General features: G+C 60.8%; 13 protein-coding genes. 5 read left to right on the top strand and 8 right to left on the bottom strand.

Features of this window, described 5'->3' with window-relative positions; genetic code table 11:
- Positions 1-8: 8 nt before the first annotated feature.
- Entirely contained in the window at positions 9-443 is a 435-nt protein-coding gene (locus tag HMPREF3104_RS04670) for a CBS domain-containing protein (protein ID WP_070494584.1), read from the bottom strand.
- A gap of 183 nt (positions 444-626) precedes the next feature.
- On the opposite strand from HMPREF3104_RS04670, the gene HMPREF3104_RS04665 reads away from it, so the two are divergent.
- Positions 627-2228 (top strand): cation:proton antiporter, encoded by a 1602-nt coding sequence (locus tag HMPREF3104_RS04665; RefSeq protein ID WP_070494583.1) that lies wholly within the window; start codon positions 627-629, stop codon positions 2226-2228.
- Here the strand turns inward: HMPREF3104_RS04665 and HMPREF3104_RS04660 are convergent.
- Genes HMPREF3104_RS04660 through HMPREF3104_RS04650 form a run of 3 tightly spaced genes read right to left on the bottom strand, consistent with a single transcriptional unit; the run spans position 2225 to position 4510 of the window.
- Positions 2225-2506 (bottom strand): hypothetical protein, encoded by a 282-nt coding sequence (locus HMPREF3104_RS04660; RefSeq protein WP_070494582.1) that lies wholly within the window; start codon positions 2504-2506, stop codon positions 2225-2227. The genes HMPREF3104_RS04665 and HMPREF3104_RS04660 overlap by 4 nt on opposite strands.
- A 10-nt stretch (positions 2507-2516) precedes the next feature.
- The gene (locus HMPREF3104_RS04655; RefSeq protein ID WP_070494603.1) at positions 2517-3728 is read right to left on the bottom strand and encodes an acetyl-CoA C-acetyltransferase; all 1212 of its coding nucleotides are present in this window, start codon (positions 3726-3728) and stop codon (positions 2517-2519) included.
- An 8-nt stretch (positions 3729-3736) separates the two neighbouring features.
- Positions 3737-4510 (bottom strand): IclR family transcriptional regulator domain-containing protein, encoded by a 774-nt coding sequence (locus HMPREF3104_RS04650; RefSeq protein ID WP_070494581.1) that lies wholly within the window; start codon positions 4508-4510, stop codon positions 3737-3739.
- A 74-nt stretch (positions 4511-4584) separates the two neighbouring features.
- Between HMPREF3104_RS04650 and HMPREF3104_RS04645 the strand changes: the two genes are divergently transcribed.
- Together HMPREF3104_RS04645 and HMPREF3104_RS04640 are read left to right on the top strand one after the other, a co-directional pair.
- The gene (locus HMPREF3104_RS04645; protein WP_070494580.1) at positions 4585-5328 is read left to right on the top strand and encodes a CoA transferase subunit A; all 744 of its coding nucleotides are present in this window, start codon (positions 4585-4587) and stop codon (positions 5326-5328) included.
- Positions 5328-5966, top strand: a complete 639-nt coding sequence (locus HMPREF3104_RS04640; RefSeq protein ID WP_052205825.1) for a 3-oxoacid CoA-transferase subunit B — start codon at positions 5328-5330, stop codon at positions 5964-5966. Before HMPREF3104_RS04645 ends, HMPREF3104_RS04640 begins: the two co-directional genes overlap by 1 nt.
- On the opposite strand, the gene catC is transcribed toward HMPREF3104_RS04640, so the two are convergent.
- Both catC and HMPREF3104_RS04630 read right to left on the bottom strand, forming a co-directional pair.
- Positions 5963-6253: a muconolactone Delta-isomerase gene (gene catC, locus HMPREF3104_RS04635; RefSeq protein WP_052205826.1), complete on the bottom strand. Its 291-nt coding sequence runs from the start codon at positions 6251-6253 to the stop codon at positions 5963-5965. The two genes, HMPREF3104_RS04640 and catC, sit on opposite strands and share 4 nt — an antisense overlap.
- Before the next feature lie 31 nt (positions 6254-6284).
- Complete coding sequence (locus HMPREF3104_RS04630; RefSeq protein ID WP_070494579.1) at positions 6285-8831, bottom strand: helix-turn-helix transcriptional regulator; 2547 nt, start codon at positions 8829-8831, stop codon at positions 6285-6287.
- 256 nt (positions 8832-9087) lie between these two features.
- On the opposite strand from HMPREF3104_RS04630, the gene catA reads away from it, so the two are divergent.
- Together catA and HMPREF3104_RS04620 are read left to right on the top strand one after the other, a co-directional pair.
- Positions 9088-9948, top strand: a complete 861-nt coding sequence (catA, locus tag HMPREF3104_RS04625; RefSeq protein ID WP_070494578.1) for a catechol 1,2-dioxygenase — start codon at positions 9088-9090, stop codon at positions 9946-9948.
- A gap of 80 nt (positions 9949-10028) precedes the next feature.
- Positions 10029-11150, top strand: coding sequence for a muconate/chloromuconate family cycloisomerase (locus HMPREF3104_RS04620; RefSeq protein ID WP_070494577.1), 1122 nt, complete (start codon positions 10029-10031; stop codon positions 11148-11150).
- A gap of 9 nt (positions 11151-11159) precedes the next feature.
- Here the strand turns inward: HMPREF3104_RS04620 and HMPREF3104_RS04615 are convergent, their stop codons facing one another.
- Both HMPREF3104_RS04615 and HMPREF3104_RS04610 read right to left on the bottom strand, forming a co-directional pair.
- Positions 11160-11951 (bottom strand): alpha/beta fold hydrolase, encoded by a 792-nt coding sequence (locus tag HMPREF3104_RS04615; protein WP_070494576.1) that lies wholly within the window; start codon positions 11949-11951, stop codon positions 11160-11162.
- Positions 11952-11960: 9 nt separating this feature from the next.
- Complete coding sequence (locus HMPREF3104_RS04610; protein ID WP_070494602.1) at positions 11961-12527, bottom strand: TetR/AcrR family transcriptional regulator; 567 nt, start codon at positions 12525-12527, stop codon at positions 11961-11963.
- Positions 12528-13167 lie beyond the last annotated feature (640 nt).

Raw genomic sequence — 13167 nt, 5'->3', positions numbered from 1 at the left:
CCGGCCCGTCAGAAGAATAGCTCAAAACAACTCGAAACAACTATGTTGAGCTGCAGAAACAGCGCATTTACTGGGTTGATGTGAGGCGAAGTTGTTTCAGAGTTGTTTGGAGTTGTTTCAAACAACTCTCCGACTCCGGCCGGTTGAGCTACCCAGCGACCGGCACAAACGTCGAGTACGTCGCCGTCTGAGACGAAACCGGCCAGCGTGCGGTCGTCGCTAAGCAGCGGCGCGCTAGAAATCCGCTTGTCTACGAACATGTGCAGCGCCTGGCGGATTGTGTCGTTTGGTGACAGGGAGTAGACGGCCTCCTGTGGGCTTGGCTCGGTAGTGGTTTTCGCGCGGGTTCCCGTCCACCCCAGTACCGTGGCGATTGCGGCGAGCACGAACAGGACTGCGCCGAGCCCAAAATTGTCGGCATGTACAGCACGGTGATCAGGCATAGTGTGTCTTGGGCCATGGCTCTTGACGGCGCCAACGCGAACACCGTCATCAGGCTTCGGTGGCGTAATCAGATTTACGTGCAGCTCTTCCCGCCAAACCGGGGGCGCACAACATGTCTCGTATTCGAGGCCGAGCAAAGACTATAGCTTATTGTGTCAACGCGGGTTCTAAAATATTCCGGTGTGGGAACATTTATCGCGCTGATCGGGCTGTTGCTAGCCACCGTTTTCGTTGCTGCGATTGGTGAGCGCACCGGCATTCCCTGGCCGGCACTCCTAACCATTGTCGTGGTGCCCTTCATCTTCATCCCGGGCATTGACACAGTGTCCATTTCCCCGCACCTGATCTTGCCGATCTTCCTGCCGCCCCTCTTGTGGTCGCTGGCCAGGCGCACGAGTTGGGGCCAGATCGCCTCACAGCTGAATGTGGTGCTGACCATGAGCGTGATCTTGGTGTTCCTCACCATCGCGGCACTGACCGCTACGGCGATGTGGATCCTGCCGGGACTGAGCCTGGCCGCTGCAATGGTGATCGCTGCAGCGATTGCCCCGCCAGACCCGGTGGCCGTGGAAGCGGTCGCAGGTCCCGCCGGTATCCCGAAACGTATTACCGGAACGCTGCAGACGGAGGGCTTGTTTAACGACGCAGCCTCTATCGTCACCTTCAACATGGCCATGGCCGCAGTGGTTGCGCATGGCGAGGTGGACTTCACCAAAGGCTTCTTTGAGTTCCTCTACGCCGCGGCGGTTGCCGTGGTGGTGGGTTTGATTGTGGGCAGGCTGGCTGCGCTGTTTGCTAACTCCGTTCCCGATTCGGTGATCCGTACCGCGTTTACCTGGGTGCTGCCGTTTGCCATCTACGCAGGATGCGAAGCAATTCACGCCTCAGGTGTGATTGCGATTGTGATTGCCGCAGTGGAGCTTTCGTCCCGCTCCACCATGACCGCAGAGGACCGACTGACCGGTCATTCCTTTTGGGCCACCGTGGAATTGCTGTTCACCGGTGTTGCCTTCGGCCTGATCGGCATGAGTGTTCGCGACGCTATTGATGACGCCGGCACTTCCATCTGGGCCGCCGTGCAGGTTGGCGTGGTGCTCTCCGTCGTTGCGTTTGCGGTGCGTTTGGCCTGGATGTGGGTGCTGTACAAACTCAACCAGCGCAAGGGGCGAACCCAGATCGCCCCGCTTCGGCTACAAGAAGTACTGCTGATGGCATGGGCCGGCATGCGCGGCCTGGTCACCCTTGCGCTGGTGCTGGCTATTCCGCCATCAGCCACCGAATACCACCACGAGCTTTCTGTGATCGCGTTGACAGTGTTGACGTGCACGATGGTGGTGCCGGGGTTGCTGTTGCCGTGGCTCGTCGGAAGGCTTGACCTGAGAAAAGCGCCCGATGCTGACCGTGTGTACGAGGAGCTGAACCAGCGGGCCTACGCCGCGGCGCGCCGGGCAGTGCGTGAGCACGGGCAGGAGCACGCGCCGGAGGCTTACGCCATGGTGCAGGACTGGCTGGAATCCATCGCGGACAAACGCCTCCTGGATTCCGAGACCACCGACGAGCGCATGGCCGCCTACGAGCGCGCACGGGATGGCGCCCTTGAGATGCAGAAAGTTGCGCTCAAAGCCGCAAGCCGCGAGCTGCACAAGGCACGCAGGGAGCGCCGGTACGACCCGGCAGATGTTGATGCGGTCCAAGCGGATCTGGATCGCGTGATCCTTGGTACGAAGCGAAGCGTGCTGGCGCGCCCCAGCCAGGCCATCAAAATGGAGCGCGAGCAGCGCTAGCCCCAGTTGCGCTTGTACTCGGCGTCCCAATCCACGCCGGAATCCGGGATGTCAGTGTTCAGCGGGTCGTAGCCGCCGGGTTGATAGCCGGGCTGAATGCCAGTTTGGTTGCTGGCCTGGTTGCTGGCCTGCACACCTTTGATAATGAACAGCGCACCGCCGATAGCGCCGGCGATCGCGGTGAACACGGCGGTGGAGCCACTCAAAAACACAACCGCCGCAGCGCACAGCACGATCAACGCGACGCCGATGGCGTAGTCCCTCCCAGAATTCTGCATGGTGGCGAGACTACGCCTTTTCAATCACCGCGGCCAAGCCCTGCCCGCCGCCGATGCACATTGTGATCAGAGCACGCTTGGCGTCAGTGCGCTGCATGCGGTGCGCTGCGGTGACCAGCATGCGGGCACCGGTGGCGCCAACCGGGTGGCCAAGCGAGATGCCGGAGCCGACTGGGTTGACACGCGGGTCGTCCTCGGAGATGCCCCAGGCGTCCAGCACGGCCAGTGCTTGGGCGGCGAAGGCCTCGTTGAGTTCGATGAGATCAATGTCATCAAAGGTCAGACCCTCGCGGTCGAAGACCTTCTTGGTTGCGGACACGGGACCGATGCCCATGGTCTCCGGTGCCACGCCTGCGACAGCCCAGCCGCGCAGCACCGCCATCGGGGTCAGGCCCAGCTCCTCTGCCTTCTCGCGGGTGGTCACGATCATGGCTGCCGCGCCGTCGTTCTGGCCGGAGGCGTTGCCGGCGGTTACGGTGGCGCTCTCAAGCTTCTTGCACATCACCGGACGCAGCTTGGCCAGGGACTCCACGGTGGTGTTAGGGCGGATGTGCTCATCCTTGTCCACAATGATCGGGTCGCCCTTGCGCTGCGGGACGGAAACCGGCACGATCTCCGCGTCAAAGTCACCAGCCTCCTGGGCTGCTGCTGCACGACGGTGGGATTCCGCAGCAACCTTGTCCTGGCGCTCACGGGTGATCGAGTACTCTTCGCGCAGGTTCTCGGCGGTTTCGATCATGCCGCCGGCGATCGGGTGGTGCTTGCCGCCGGCCTTCTCGCGGCCTTCCTGCAGACGGTCCGTCAACTCCATCGAGCCGCCCTTGGCACCCCAACGGATCTTGCCGTCCACGGTGTACTCGGTGTTGGACATGGACTCAGCGCCACCAGCGATGATCAGGTCTGCCGCACCGGATGCGATGTGCGCAGCCGCGGTAGTGATTGCCTGCAAGCCGGAGCCGCAGCGGCGGTCCAGCTGCATGCCCGGAACCTCAATACCCAGCTCGGCGTCTAGCGCAACGATGCGACCCAGTGCGGGTGCAGCGCCGTTGGGGGAGGCTTGGCCAAAGATAATGTCATCAATATCGGCACCGGAGATACCGGCTTCTTCGATCACTGCCTTGACCACAGTGGAGGCCAACTCCTGGACAGGGACGCCTACGAATGCGCCGCCGTAGCGGCCCACAGCGGTGCGCTTCGGGTTACAAATCACAATGTCAGACATGTTCTTCCTCATTTCTTGGTTGTAATAATGTCGCTGGAAATGGCGTCTGCTGTCTCCTTGAGAGGCGGCAGCAGCGTGTCCCGCAACCGATCAAGGGAATACGCCGCAGCGTGCGCCGAAACGTTGACCGCCGCAACCACCTGGCCATGGCTGTTGGTCACCGGGCAGGCCACTGAGCGAAGGCCAAGCTCCAGCTCTTCGTCCACGATGCAGTAGCCCTGCTCGGCAGCCTTTTGGATTGCTGCGCGCAGCTCGTGCTTGTTGGTGATGGTGCGTGGCGTGAGGTGTTTCAGCGTCACACTATCCAAGTACGCATCCAGCTCTTGCTCGCTTAGGCCGGTCAGCAGCATGCGTCCCATGGATGTTGCGTGCGCGGGGAAGCGTGTGCCAATGGTGATGTTCACGCTCATGATCCGGTTCGCCGCCGCACGCGCCACGTACACCACGTCTGTGCCGTCGAGGACGGACGTGGAGCACGATTCGTTCAACTGGTGCGACAGCGCTTCCAGGTGCGGTTGGGCGATTGTGGGAAGTCCCAGGCTGGAGAGGTAGGAGTAGCCCAGCTCCAGGGTTCTGGGGGTGAGCCAGAACACGGTGCCGTCGGTACGCGCGAAGCCCTCTGCAACCAAGGTGTGCAGGAAGCGGCGGGTGGTTGCCCGCGGGAGGCCAGTGACCTCAGCTACTTGGGCGAGTGTCTGGCGTGGGCGAGTGCCGTCGAAGGCGCGGATAACCGCTAGTCCGCGGCTCAAGCTTTGGACGAGTTGTACGTCACTCTCTTTCATGAATGTGAGCCTACCTCATCAAGTTCACTTTGTGAACCCTTGTGCAATAAGCGAACTGGGGTTAGGATGGCCACATGATCAACAAGGTGGTTTCTTCAGCGGAGGAAGCGGTCGCTGATATTCAAGACGGTGCATCGATTGCAGTCGGTGGCTTCGGGCTGGTGGGTATCCCCGCCCGGCTTATCGACGCATTACGTGCCCAAGGCGCCCGCGACCTCACAATCATTTCCAACAACCTGGGTACCGACGGCTTCGGTCTCGGCCTCCTCTTGCAGGACAAGCGCATCGCACGTTCCATTGGTTCCTACCTAGGCACCAACAAGGAATACGCACGCCAGTACCTAGAGGGCGAGCTGACCGTGGAGTTCACCCCGCAAGGCACCCTGGCTGAGCGCATGCGCGCCGGCGGCGCTGGCATCCCGGCGTTCTACACCAAGGCAGGCGTAGGCACCCCGCTGGCCACCGGTGAAATCCCTACCCGCTACAACCCAGACGGCACCATCGCCGAGTACTCCAAGCCGAAGGAGCTTCGCGAGTTCAACGGTGAGCAGTATGTGATGGAAACCGCCCTGACCCCGGACTTTGCATTCGTGCACGCGGCGAAGGCGGACCGCTACGGCAACCTGGTGTTTTCCAAGACTGCGCAGAACTTCAACCCGGACGCCGCCGTGAGCGCCAAGATCACAATCGTGCAGGCAGAAGAAGTTGTAGATGAAATCCCCGCAGCAGAAGTCAACCTGCCCGGCATCTACGTGGACCGAGTGGTCAACGTAGGCCCGCAGGAGACTGGTATTGAGTTCAGGACGGTGAGCGAGTAATGGCTTGGTCTAGGCAGGAAATGGCAGCACGCGCTGCACAAGAACTGGAAAACGGCCAGTACGTCAACCTTGGCATTGGCATGCCAACGTTGATCCCGGGCTACTTGCCCAAGGACATTGAGGTAGTGCTGCACTCCGAAAACGGCATCCTTGGCGTTGGTCCGTACCCGAAGGAAGACGCCGTTGACCCGGAGCTGATCAACGCCGGCAAGGAGACCATCACGGTTGCGCCGGGCGGTTCCTTCTTCAGCTCCTCGGCGTCCTTCGGCATGATCCGCTCCCGCGCAATCGACGTTGCAGTGCTCGGCGCGATGGAAGTGTCCCAGTTTGGTGATCTTGCCAACTGGATGATCCCCGGCAAGATGGTCAAGGGCATGGGCGGCGCCATGGACCTGGTTCACGGCGCGAAGAAGGTCATCCTACTCATGGAGCACGTGAACAAGCACGGCAACTCCAAGGTGCTCAATGAGTGCCGCTTGCCGCTCACTGGCGCAAAGTGCGTCGATGTGATCATTACCAACCTGGCGGTGTTTACGGTTGATCAGAAGAAGGGCCTAACCCTTGTAGAGGTTGCCCCGGGCGAGACCGTTGAGTCTGTCCGCGAGGCAACCGAAGCACCGTTTGAAGTAGCGGTTTAGTACGCCACCGCGTCCGTCACGTTGGGGTGATCCGCAAGCGGGGTCACCTTGATCTTCATGTACGGGTACATGGGGAAGCCAGACAGGACGCGGTGCAGCTCGTCGTTATCAGCAACGTCATAAATGGAGTAGTTGGCGTACTCGCCAACCACGCGCCAGATGCCCTTCATGGTTCCCTTGCGCTGCAGGTCCCCGGAGTACTGCTTTTCCGCTGCCTGGAAGTCAGCGACCTGCTCAGGGGTGAGTGACTCGGGGAACGTCACGTCCATACGGGCAAGAAACAACATGGTGTTTTCCTTTCGGTTGATTGCTTGAGAACTACTTGTTGGCCAAGGCACGTGGCAACTCGCTTCGGGAGCGAATGCCTAACTTCCTGTATACGCGGGTCAGGTGATACTCCACCGTCTTTGTAGACAGGTAGAACTCATCTGCAACCTCGCGGTTGGTTGCCCCGGCTGCCACCGCCTGCGCGATCTCCTCTTCTTGCGGGGTCAGCCCCGCAAACTGCGGTGATTGCTGGCCCAGACCACTGGCTCGCCGCTCACGGTTCGCCATGGCTAGGAAGTCGCCAGCCCCCATCGCAGAGAACAGGTCACCGGCCTGTGCAAGCACATCGTCGGCGTGCTTCCGCTTACCGACGCGACGCAGCACCTGCCCCATGCTCAACAACAATCGAGCCTCGTAATAGGGCAGTTGCAATGGCCGCAGCATCTCCACGGCGTTATCAAGCACGGTGAGCCCCGCGTTGATATCGCCGCGCTGGATGAGCAGGTGCGCCTTCGGCCCAGCGATGCGTGCACGGGCCGAAGCGATACTGCTGGACGCGCTTCGCTCCTCAGCTACCTCCACAACCTTCTCAGCGGTCTTGGTGTGGCCCGATGCAAGAAGGAGCCGGGCGTAGGTGTCCTCCCACGGCCAGAACCCAGGCTGTGAGAAGTCGATGGTGTCCTGCAGCTGCGTCAGCTGTTTGCCGGCGCGCACGCCTGCGCTGACGTCTCCCAATAACACGGCGGTGTCCATTTGGGCCATGAGGGAGGTGATGCGTTGGATCGTCGAAACGTCGTAAATCAGCCCTGCTCGCTGACTGTAGTTTCGGGCCAGAGCTTGGTCTCCCAAGATAGATGCAGCGGCGCAGCCCGTCCACACCAGTGGACCGGTAAGAAAGGTCAGGCCGAACTGCTCGACGCGGTTTAAGCCGCGCTCCACCACGCGAAGCGCAGCCAATGGTTCCCCTAACAGCAGGATCGCCCGTGCGAGCCAGACGTCCATCCACAGCGAAATCCGGTGGGAGCCCTCAATGCGGGTGGTGAACTGGAGGCGCTGGCGTGTCTCCGAGGGGTTGTCATGAACTAGGGAAAGCCAGCCCAGCATCATTTCCCGCCGAAATGCCAGGACATGGTGCTCATCGGGTAAAGGATCAAAGGGGGCGACGCGGCCGCTGAGCGCGCTCTCTGCAAGCTGCGCTTGGTAGTAGCTTTCCGCTGCAGGTGCACCACCGTTTTCTTTGCGCGCTCGCGCGTCCCACGCAAGGACGTGATCTAGCTGCCACTCATGCAGATGAAACATGGCGCGTCGGACAGCTACATCGGTTCGTGCCTTTGGATCTGCTTCCGTTGCCCAAGCGCGATGAAGAAGTTGATCGGCGGTGCTTTGCCTGCCTTCATGGATTGCCAGGTACGCACGCATGGAATCGATGCGCGGGTTACTGAGCGAGGACGCCAAGTTTGAGGCATGGAGCTTCGCCTGCCTGATGTCAGAAGCAGCGATAAGCGCCTCAACTGCACGAAGGTTGCTTTGCTGTTCCTCTTCCACAGTCGATGCAATGGAAGCCGAAAGGAGGTGGAAGCGCGCTGCGGCCTCCCATTGACCCGCGTTGGCAAGACCAGTAGCACGTTGCAGCAGCGCCTCGCAGGCTTCAGACCTCGTGGCTGTTCGCCCCATCGCCCAGTGGAATGTTGCGGCGTCCATGTCACCGCGCTGCTCGTAGAACTCTGCAGCATGCTGGTGAAGTTTTCGCATATACGGGATATCTGCAGACGCTCGCATTGCCGCAAGGTCCGTGATGTTCCGGAAATAGACAAAGCGTTGTGCGTCTACAAGATGCGCTTCGATGATGCCGGCGTTGACCGCAGTAGAGAACTGCTCCAGCGCGTTGGGAACAAGGTACTCAAGCAGGGCCAACGAGTGAGGTGCGTCCGCGTACGAGGTCAAGCAGGCCGCAAGGAGGAAGGGCTGAATATCCAGGCCTTCGGTGCGTTGATGTAGCGATTCGCGCCATTGCTCCGGAATCCGAATCATCGGATCCGGCTGACGCCAATGGTCCGCGGGATACACACTCAGTACCTGCTGCACCAGGTGCGGGATACCGCCGGTGGCGCGGCGGATCTCCGTTGCGGTGCGTGAAGAGATCTCCGCGCCCAAACGGTTGGACACCAAACGTTGAATTTGCTCCGTGTCCAGTGGCGGGATATCAAACGTCATGTCCGCGATTGCACGGATCTCAGCACTGTCAGCCATGGCGTCCACAGTGAGGATCAGCGCGCGTGGCTGATCTGGGACTCCGCAAAGATCCCCCAGCACATCCTGCAGGTGCTCCTTGCTCAGGAGGTGGGCGTTGTGGACGCAGAGGGTGGTCGGCGTGGCGTCGTCAAGCAAAAAGCTCCCAATCGCCCGACCTGCTACTGCCGTGCGATGCACCAACTGCCACTCCGGGAGAAGCGCCAGCGCCTTGCGCACGGTCGAACGCTTACCAGCGCCACGGTGTCCGGAAAGCACCACCGTGACCACCTCGCCCGCGGTAAGGGACGCAAGATAATCCGCCAAGGTGCGGCTGACCTGGGACGCGTCCCACATCGAATCGGACATGCATTCACACTAGCCAGCCTTTGGTCTCTTCCGCTTCGGTTTGGATACCCCTTACCCCTAGGGGTCTACCTAATAGTGGTTAGGGGTAGGGGTTGTAAATCCGCAGCTTATCGCCCATTTGCCTGAGTTTAGGGCCAAGGGTTCGGGCTGGAAGTCCTTGTATTCCACTGTGTGGTGGGCAACACTTGCTTGCAGGAAGTGGTCCGCGCCACTACTAACCGCCCGAAACGCTTTTCTTGATCACGAAGGAGTGACCATGACTGAGAACAACCAGGTTCACGAGGATCCGACCGCTGCCGGCTCTGGTAACGCCGCTACTGCTGCCTTTAAGAATCAGATCTACAAGTCTGATACCTCCAAGGAGCGCGCGAATGAGATCTACACCGACCTGCTGAAGGCGATTGCTGATGTTGCGCACAAGCACCAGGTGACCTATGACGAGTACCGCGTGCTCAAGGACTGGATGATCAAGGTCGGTGAGTACGGTGAGTGGCCGCTGTGGCTGGATGTGTTCGTTGAGCACGAGATCGAGGAGATCAACTACAACCGCCACAACTACACCGGCACCAAGGGTTCGATCGAGGGTCCGTACTACGTGCCGAATGCGCCGGAGTTGCCGTGGAAGACTGAGATGCCGATGCGCGACTCGGACCGCGAGTCTGAGCAGCTGATCTTCAAGGGCCAGGTCACCGATAACGACGGCAAGGGCCTTGGCGGCGCAACCGTTGAGCTCTGGCACGCAGATGAGGACGGCTACTACTCCCAGTACGCGCCGGGTATTCCGGAGTGGAACCTGCGCGGCACGATCGTGACCAACGAGAACGGCGAGTACGAGATCACCACCGTCAAGCCGGCTCCGTACATGATTCCGCACGACGGCCCGACTGGCTGGTTCATCGCGTCTTACGGTGGTCACCCGTGGCGTCCGGCTCACCTGCACCTGCGTGTGAAGCAGCCGGGTTTCCGCGAGATCACCACGCAGCTGTACTTCCGTGGTGGCGAGTACGTGGACAACGACGTGGCTACTGCTGTGAAGCCGGAGCTGATCCTGGATCCGGCCCCGGGCGATTCCGGTCTGGATGAGGTTACCTACAACTTCGCCCTGGACAAGGAGTAATCTCCCGAAAATGAAGGCCCGCGCTTATGTTGCGGGCCTTTTCCTATGAATGAAGCAGTGAGAACAGTGAGGAACAAACGATGAGTGATCTACGCATTGAGAGAGTTGAAACGCGGATTCTAGATGTCCCGCTGTTTAGGCCCCACGGTTTTGCAACGTACACCGCAACGGCGCAGCCGATCTTGCTGGTGAGTGTCACGTTGGAGGGCGGCGTTATCGGTTTTGGTGAAGGCGTGGTGCCGGGTGGCCCGTGGTGGGGTGGGGAGTCGGTTGAGACGATGCAGGTGATCGTCGAAAAGTATCTTGCCCCAATCATGATCGGCCGTGAGGTGCATGACCTGGTTGGCATCCTGCGTGACTTCGAGGGGTCCGTGGCCAACATGCGTTTTGCCAAGGCGGCATGCGATGTTGCCATGCATGATGCGTGGGCACGGGCGCTGAACGTGCAGGTACGCGACCTGCTTGGCGGTCGCGCGCGGGATGCGGTGGATGTGACGTGGGCGCTTGGCGTGCTCCCGCTGGAAGATGCGCTGGCTGAGATCCAGGAGCGCCGCGAGACACTCGGCACCCGTTCCTTCAAGCTCAAGATGGGTGCGGGCGACCCGGATCGTGACACCAAGCGCATCGCCGAGCTTGCGGCCGCACTCAATGGCGAGGTGGGCTTGCGTATCGACGTCAACGCCCGCTGGGACCGCCTCACCTCCCTGCGCTTTTTGCCCAGGCTTGCCGACGCCGGCGTAGAACTCTTCGAACAACCCACCCCAGCCCACGACCTGGACACCCTGCGCGAACTCACCACCCGCATCGGCGTACCCGTCATGGCGGATGAGTCAGTGTGCTCACCGGCAGACGCCCTGGCCGTGGTGCAGCACAAGGCTGCCGACGTGGTGGCGATCAAAACGACGAAGCTTGGCGGCCTGATCGAATCGAAGAAAACCGCTGCGATTGCCGAGGCCGCAGGGCTTGCATGCCACGGCGCAACCTCGCTGGAAGGCCCGTTCGGTACCGCGGCGTCACTGCACTTCGCGTGCGCGACGCCTGCGATCAACTTCGGCTCCGAGCTCTTCGGCCCGCTGCTGCTGAAGGAGTCCTACACCACCGAAGACCTGGTGTACGAAAACGGCGAAGTCCGCCTGCCCACCGGCCCGGGTTTGGGCCTGGAACCGGACTGGGACAAGGTCAACTTCTTTACGCGGAAGTAACTCCCCGCGTTATGCGGCGATGAACTCGCGCAGGGCCTGGGTGACTTCCTCAGGCACCTCGACGGTAGGAACGTGAGCGCCGGCGCTCAGCGTCACCGCCGTCGCAGGCCCAGCCGTAGCCTGACCAATAGCATGGACCACCTCGGGCGGTGTGGAAGCATCATCAGGTCCAGCGATGGTCAGCACTGGGACCTGCACCTTTGCTAGGTCCTCAGTGAAATCCCACTTTGCCAACGCATCCGAGCAGGAGGCGTAGCCGATACCGCGCGTGGTTAAAATCATGCGGCGCAACGCGTCGTTGGTGGCGGGGTGGGATGTCGCGAATGCGCTACTAAGCCAAAGCCCAACCACCGCATCTGCCATCGGCGCAATGCCCTCGGCGCGAGTGAGCTCCGCACGCGGGTTCCACTTCTCCGGGCCACCGAAATAGGAAGCGGTGCACAAAAACGCGGCCTTTTTCACGCGATCCGAGTTTGCAGCGAGGTATTGCGCAACCGCCCCACCAAGCGAAAGCCCAACCACAATGAACTCGGTCACGCCCGCGCAATCCAGCGTGTCAAGCACATCCTGTGCCAGATCAGTGATGGTGGTCTCGCCCGGCGCCACGGTTGGGTCAGGGGAGAGGCCGTGGCCGCGATGGTCAATCGCAATAACCCGGTTCTCCGCTGCCAGCGCATTGAGCTGCGGCAACCACATGTCCACCGTCGAAGCGATGGAGCCTAGAAAAACAACCGTTTTTTCGGGGTTGGTCGGGTTAGCCGGGTTGGTCGGGCCAAAATCCACGTAGTGCAAAACCGTCATGCACAAAGCCTACCCAGCAACAATGCCCGCGGCCATCGTGTGCAGCGTCTGTCTGGCTTCGGCGAGTTTGCGCGGTTGCTTGGCAAAATCCGCCGCCCGCAGGATCGCGGCGTTGAGTAGCGAGATGTCCACCGCCGACACCCCAGGACAAAATTTGGCCACAATTGTTTGGAATCCGGCATGCGCGCGCTGCACCTCCGGGTCCGCAAAGGCCTCCGGAATATGCTGCACTGCCGTCATGAGCTGGCCGTGCGAGCTCTTCGTAAACAGCTCAAGCGTTGCATCGACGTAGGCGCAGATGCGCTCCTTGGGGGCTGGCGGTGCCTGTTGAATCTTCGCCTCAAGCTCCGCGTTCCACTCCTCAGTTGCTGTGATGAGAAGCTGCACCAGCAGGTCGTGCTGCGAGGACGCGTAGCGGTAGATGCTCGGGCGCGCCAGCCCAACCTTGGCGGCGACCTCCGCAAGTGACGGCACCTTGCCGCGGCCCTCAACGATCAACCTTTCCGCAGCCTCAAGCACCGCGCGGTGTTGCATAGCGCGGTGCTCAGCGACGGTCGGTTCCGTGATCTTGGGCATGCTCATAAGTTTACGACGGCTAGTCGCCGTCACATAACAACGCCGTGTTTCTAACACCATGTTTCTAACACCATGTTTCTAACTGGCGTTGTTGCGGGAAACCCGGGCGTATAGCTAGGTCTACGGCTAAACCCCGAGCAGAACACTACGGATAGACCCCAAAAACATGGCGTATCCGTACTCTTCCGTTCGGGGTGCTCCGCTCGGGGTTTGCGGGGTTTGCGAGAGCGTGGGGCGAGTGCCTAAATGTGCCTCGTGGGCTAGATCCCGTTTCCGGGACCCCGTTTAGACCCCGAAAAGACGGCGAAAACGGGATCCGCCAAACGGGTTCCTTCAATCGGAGTTACTTCCAGGGCGTAGTTCGGCGGGGCCAGGGCTGGAGCGGGGCTGGGTCTGCGGCTGCCTCCGAAATATCAAAACGCAAAGTGAAACCGTTTCGAAATGCAAAGTAAAACCGTTTCAAAACGCAAAGTGTGCAGGTGGGAGGGGGTGGTTTTCCCGCCAAAGAGTGAGCGTTTTTGGCCTCGCCCGGGCGGGTTGGACGGATCTGTGGGAAACACGGGCTTGCAGCCAAACCCTGCAGCCAAACCCTACTGCCAAGACCTGCGGCCAAACCCTACGGCCAAACCCTACGGCCAAA

It is taken from the genome of Corynebacterium sp. HMSC30G07 (assembly GCF_001806945.1).
Classification (GTDB): domain Bacteria; phylum Actinomycetota; class Actinomycetes; order Mycobacteriales; family Mycobacteriaceae; genus Corynebacterium; species Corynebacterium riegelii.
Note: the sequence above shows the minus strand (reverse complement) of the source record. Positions and strands in the feature narration are given on the sequence as shown.

Excerpts from the sequence above, each read along its gene's own strand:
- HMPREF3104_RS04670 (WP_070494584.1), bottom strand. The coding sequence starts at position 443 with ATGCCTGATCACCGTGCTGTACATGCCGACAATTTTGGGCTCGGCGCA.
- HMPREF3104_RS04660 (WP_070494582.1), bottom strand. The coding sequence starts at position 2,506 with ATGCAGAATTCTGGGAGGGACTACGCCATCGGCGTCGCGTTGATCGTG.
- HMPREF3104_RS04655 (WP_070494603.1), bottom strand. The coding sequence starts at position 3,728 with ATGTCTGACATTGTGATTTGTAACCCGAAGCGCACCGCTGTGGGCCGC.
- HMPREF3104_RS04650 (WP_070494581.1), bottom strand. The coding sequence starts at position 4,510 with ATGAAAGAGAGTGACGTACAACTCGTCCAAAGCTTGAGCCGCGGACTA.
- HMPREF3104_RS04645 (WP_070494580.1), top strand. The coding sequence starts at position 4,585 with ATGATCAACAAGGTGGTTTCTTCAGCGGAGGAAGCGGTCGCTGATATT.
- HMPREF3104_RS04640 (WP_052205825.1), top strand. The coding sequence starts at position 5,328 with ATGGCTTGGTCTAGGCAGGAAATGGCAGCACGCGCTGCACAAGAACTG.
- catC (WP_052205826.1), bottom strand. The coding sequence starts at position 6,253 with ATGTTGTTTCTTGCCCGTATGGACGTGACGTTCCCCGAGTCACTCACC.
- HMPREF3104_RS04630 (WP_070494579.1), bottom strand. The coding sequence starts at position 8,831 with ATGTCCGATTCGATGTGGGACGCGTCCCAGGTCAGCCGCACCTTGGCG.
- catA (WP_070494578.1), top strand. The coding sequence starts at position 9,088 with ATGACTGAGAACAACCAGGTTCACGAGGATCCGACCGCTGCCGGCTCT.
- HMPREF3104_RS04620 (WP_070494577.1), top strand. The coding sequence starts at position 10,029 with ATGAGTGATCTACGCATTGAGAGAGTTGAAACGCGGATTCTAGATGTC.
- HMPREF3104_RS04615 (WP_070494576.1), bottom strand. The coding sequence starts at position 11,951 with ATGACGGTTTTGCACTACGTGGATTTTGGCCCGACCAACCCGGCTAAC.
- HMPREF3104_RS04610 (WP_070494602.1), bottom strand. The coding sequence starts at position 12,527 with ATGCCCAAGATCACGGAACCGACCGTCGCTGAGCACCGCGCTATGCAA.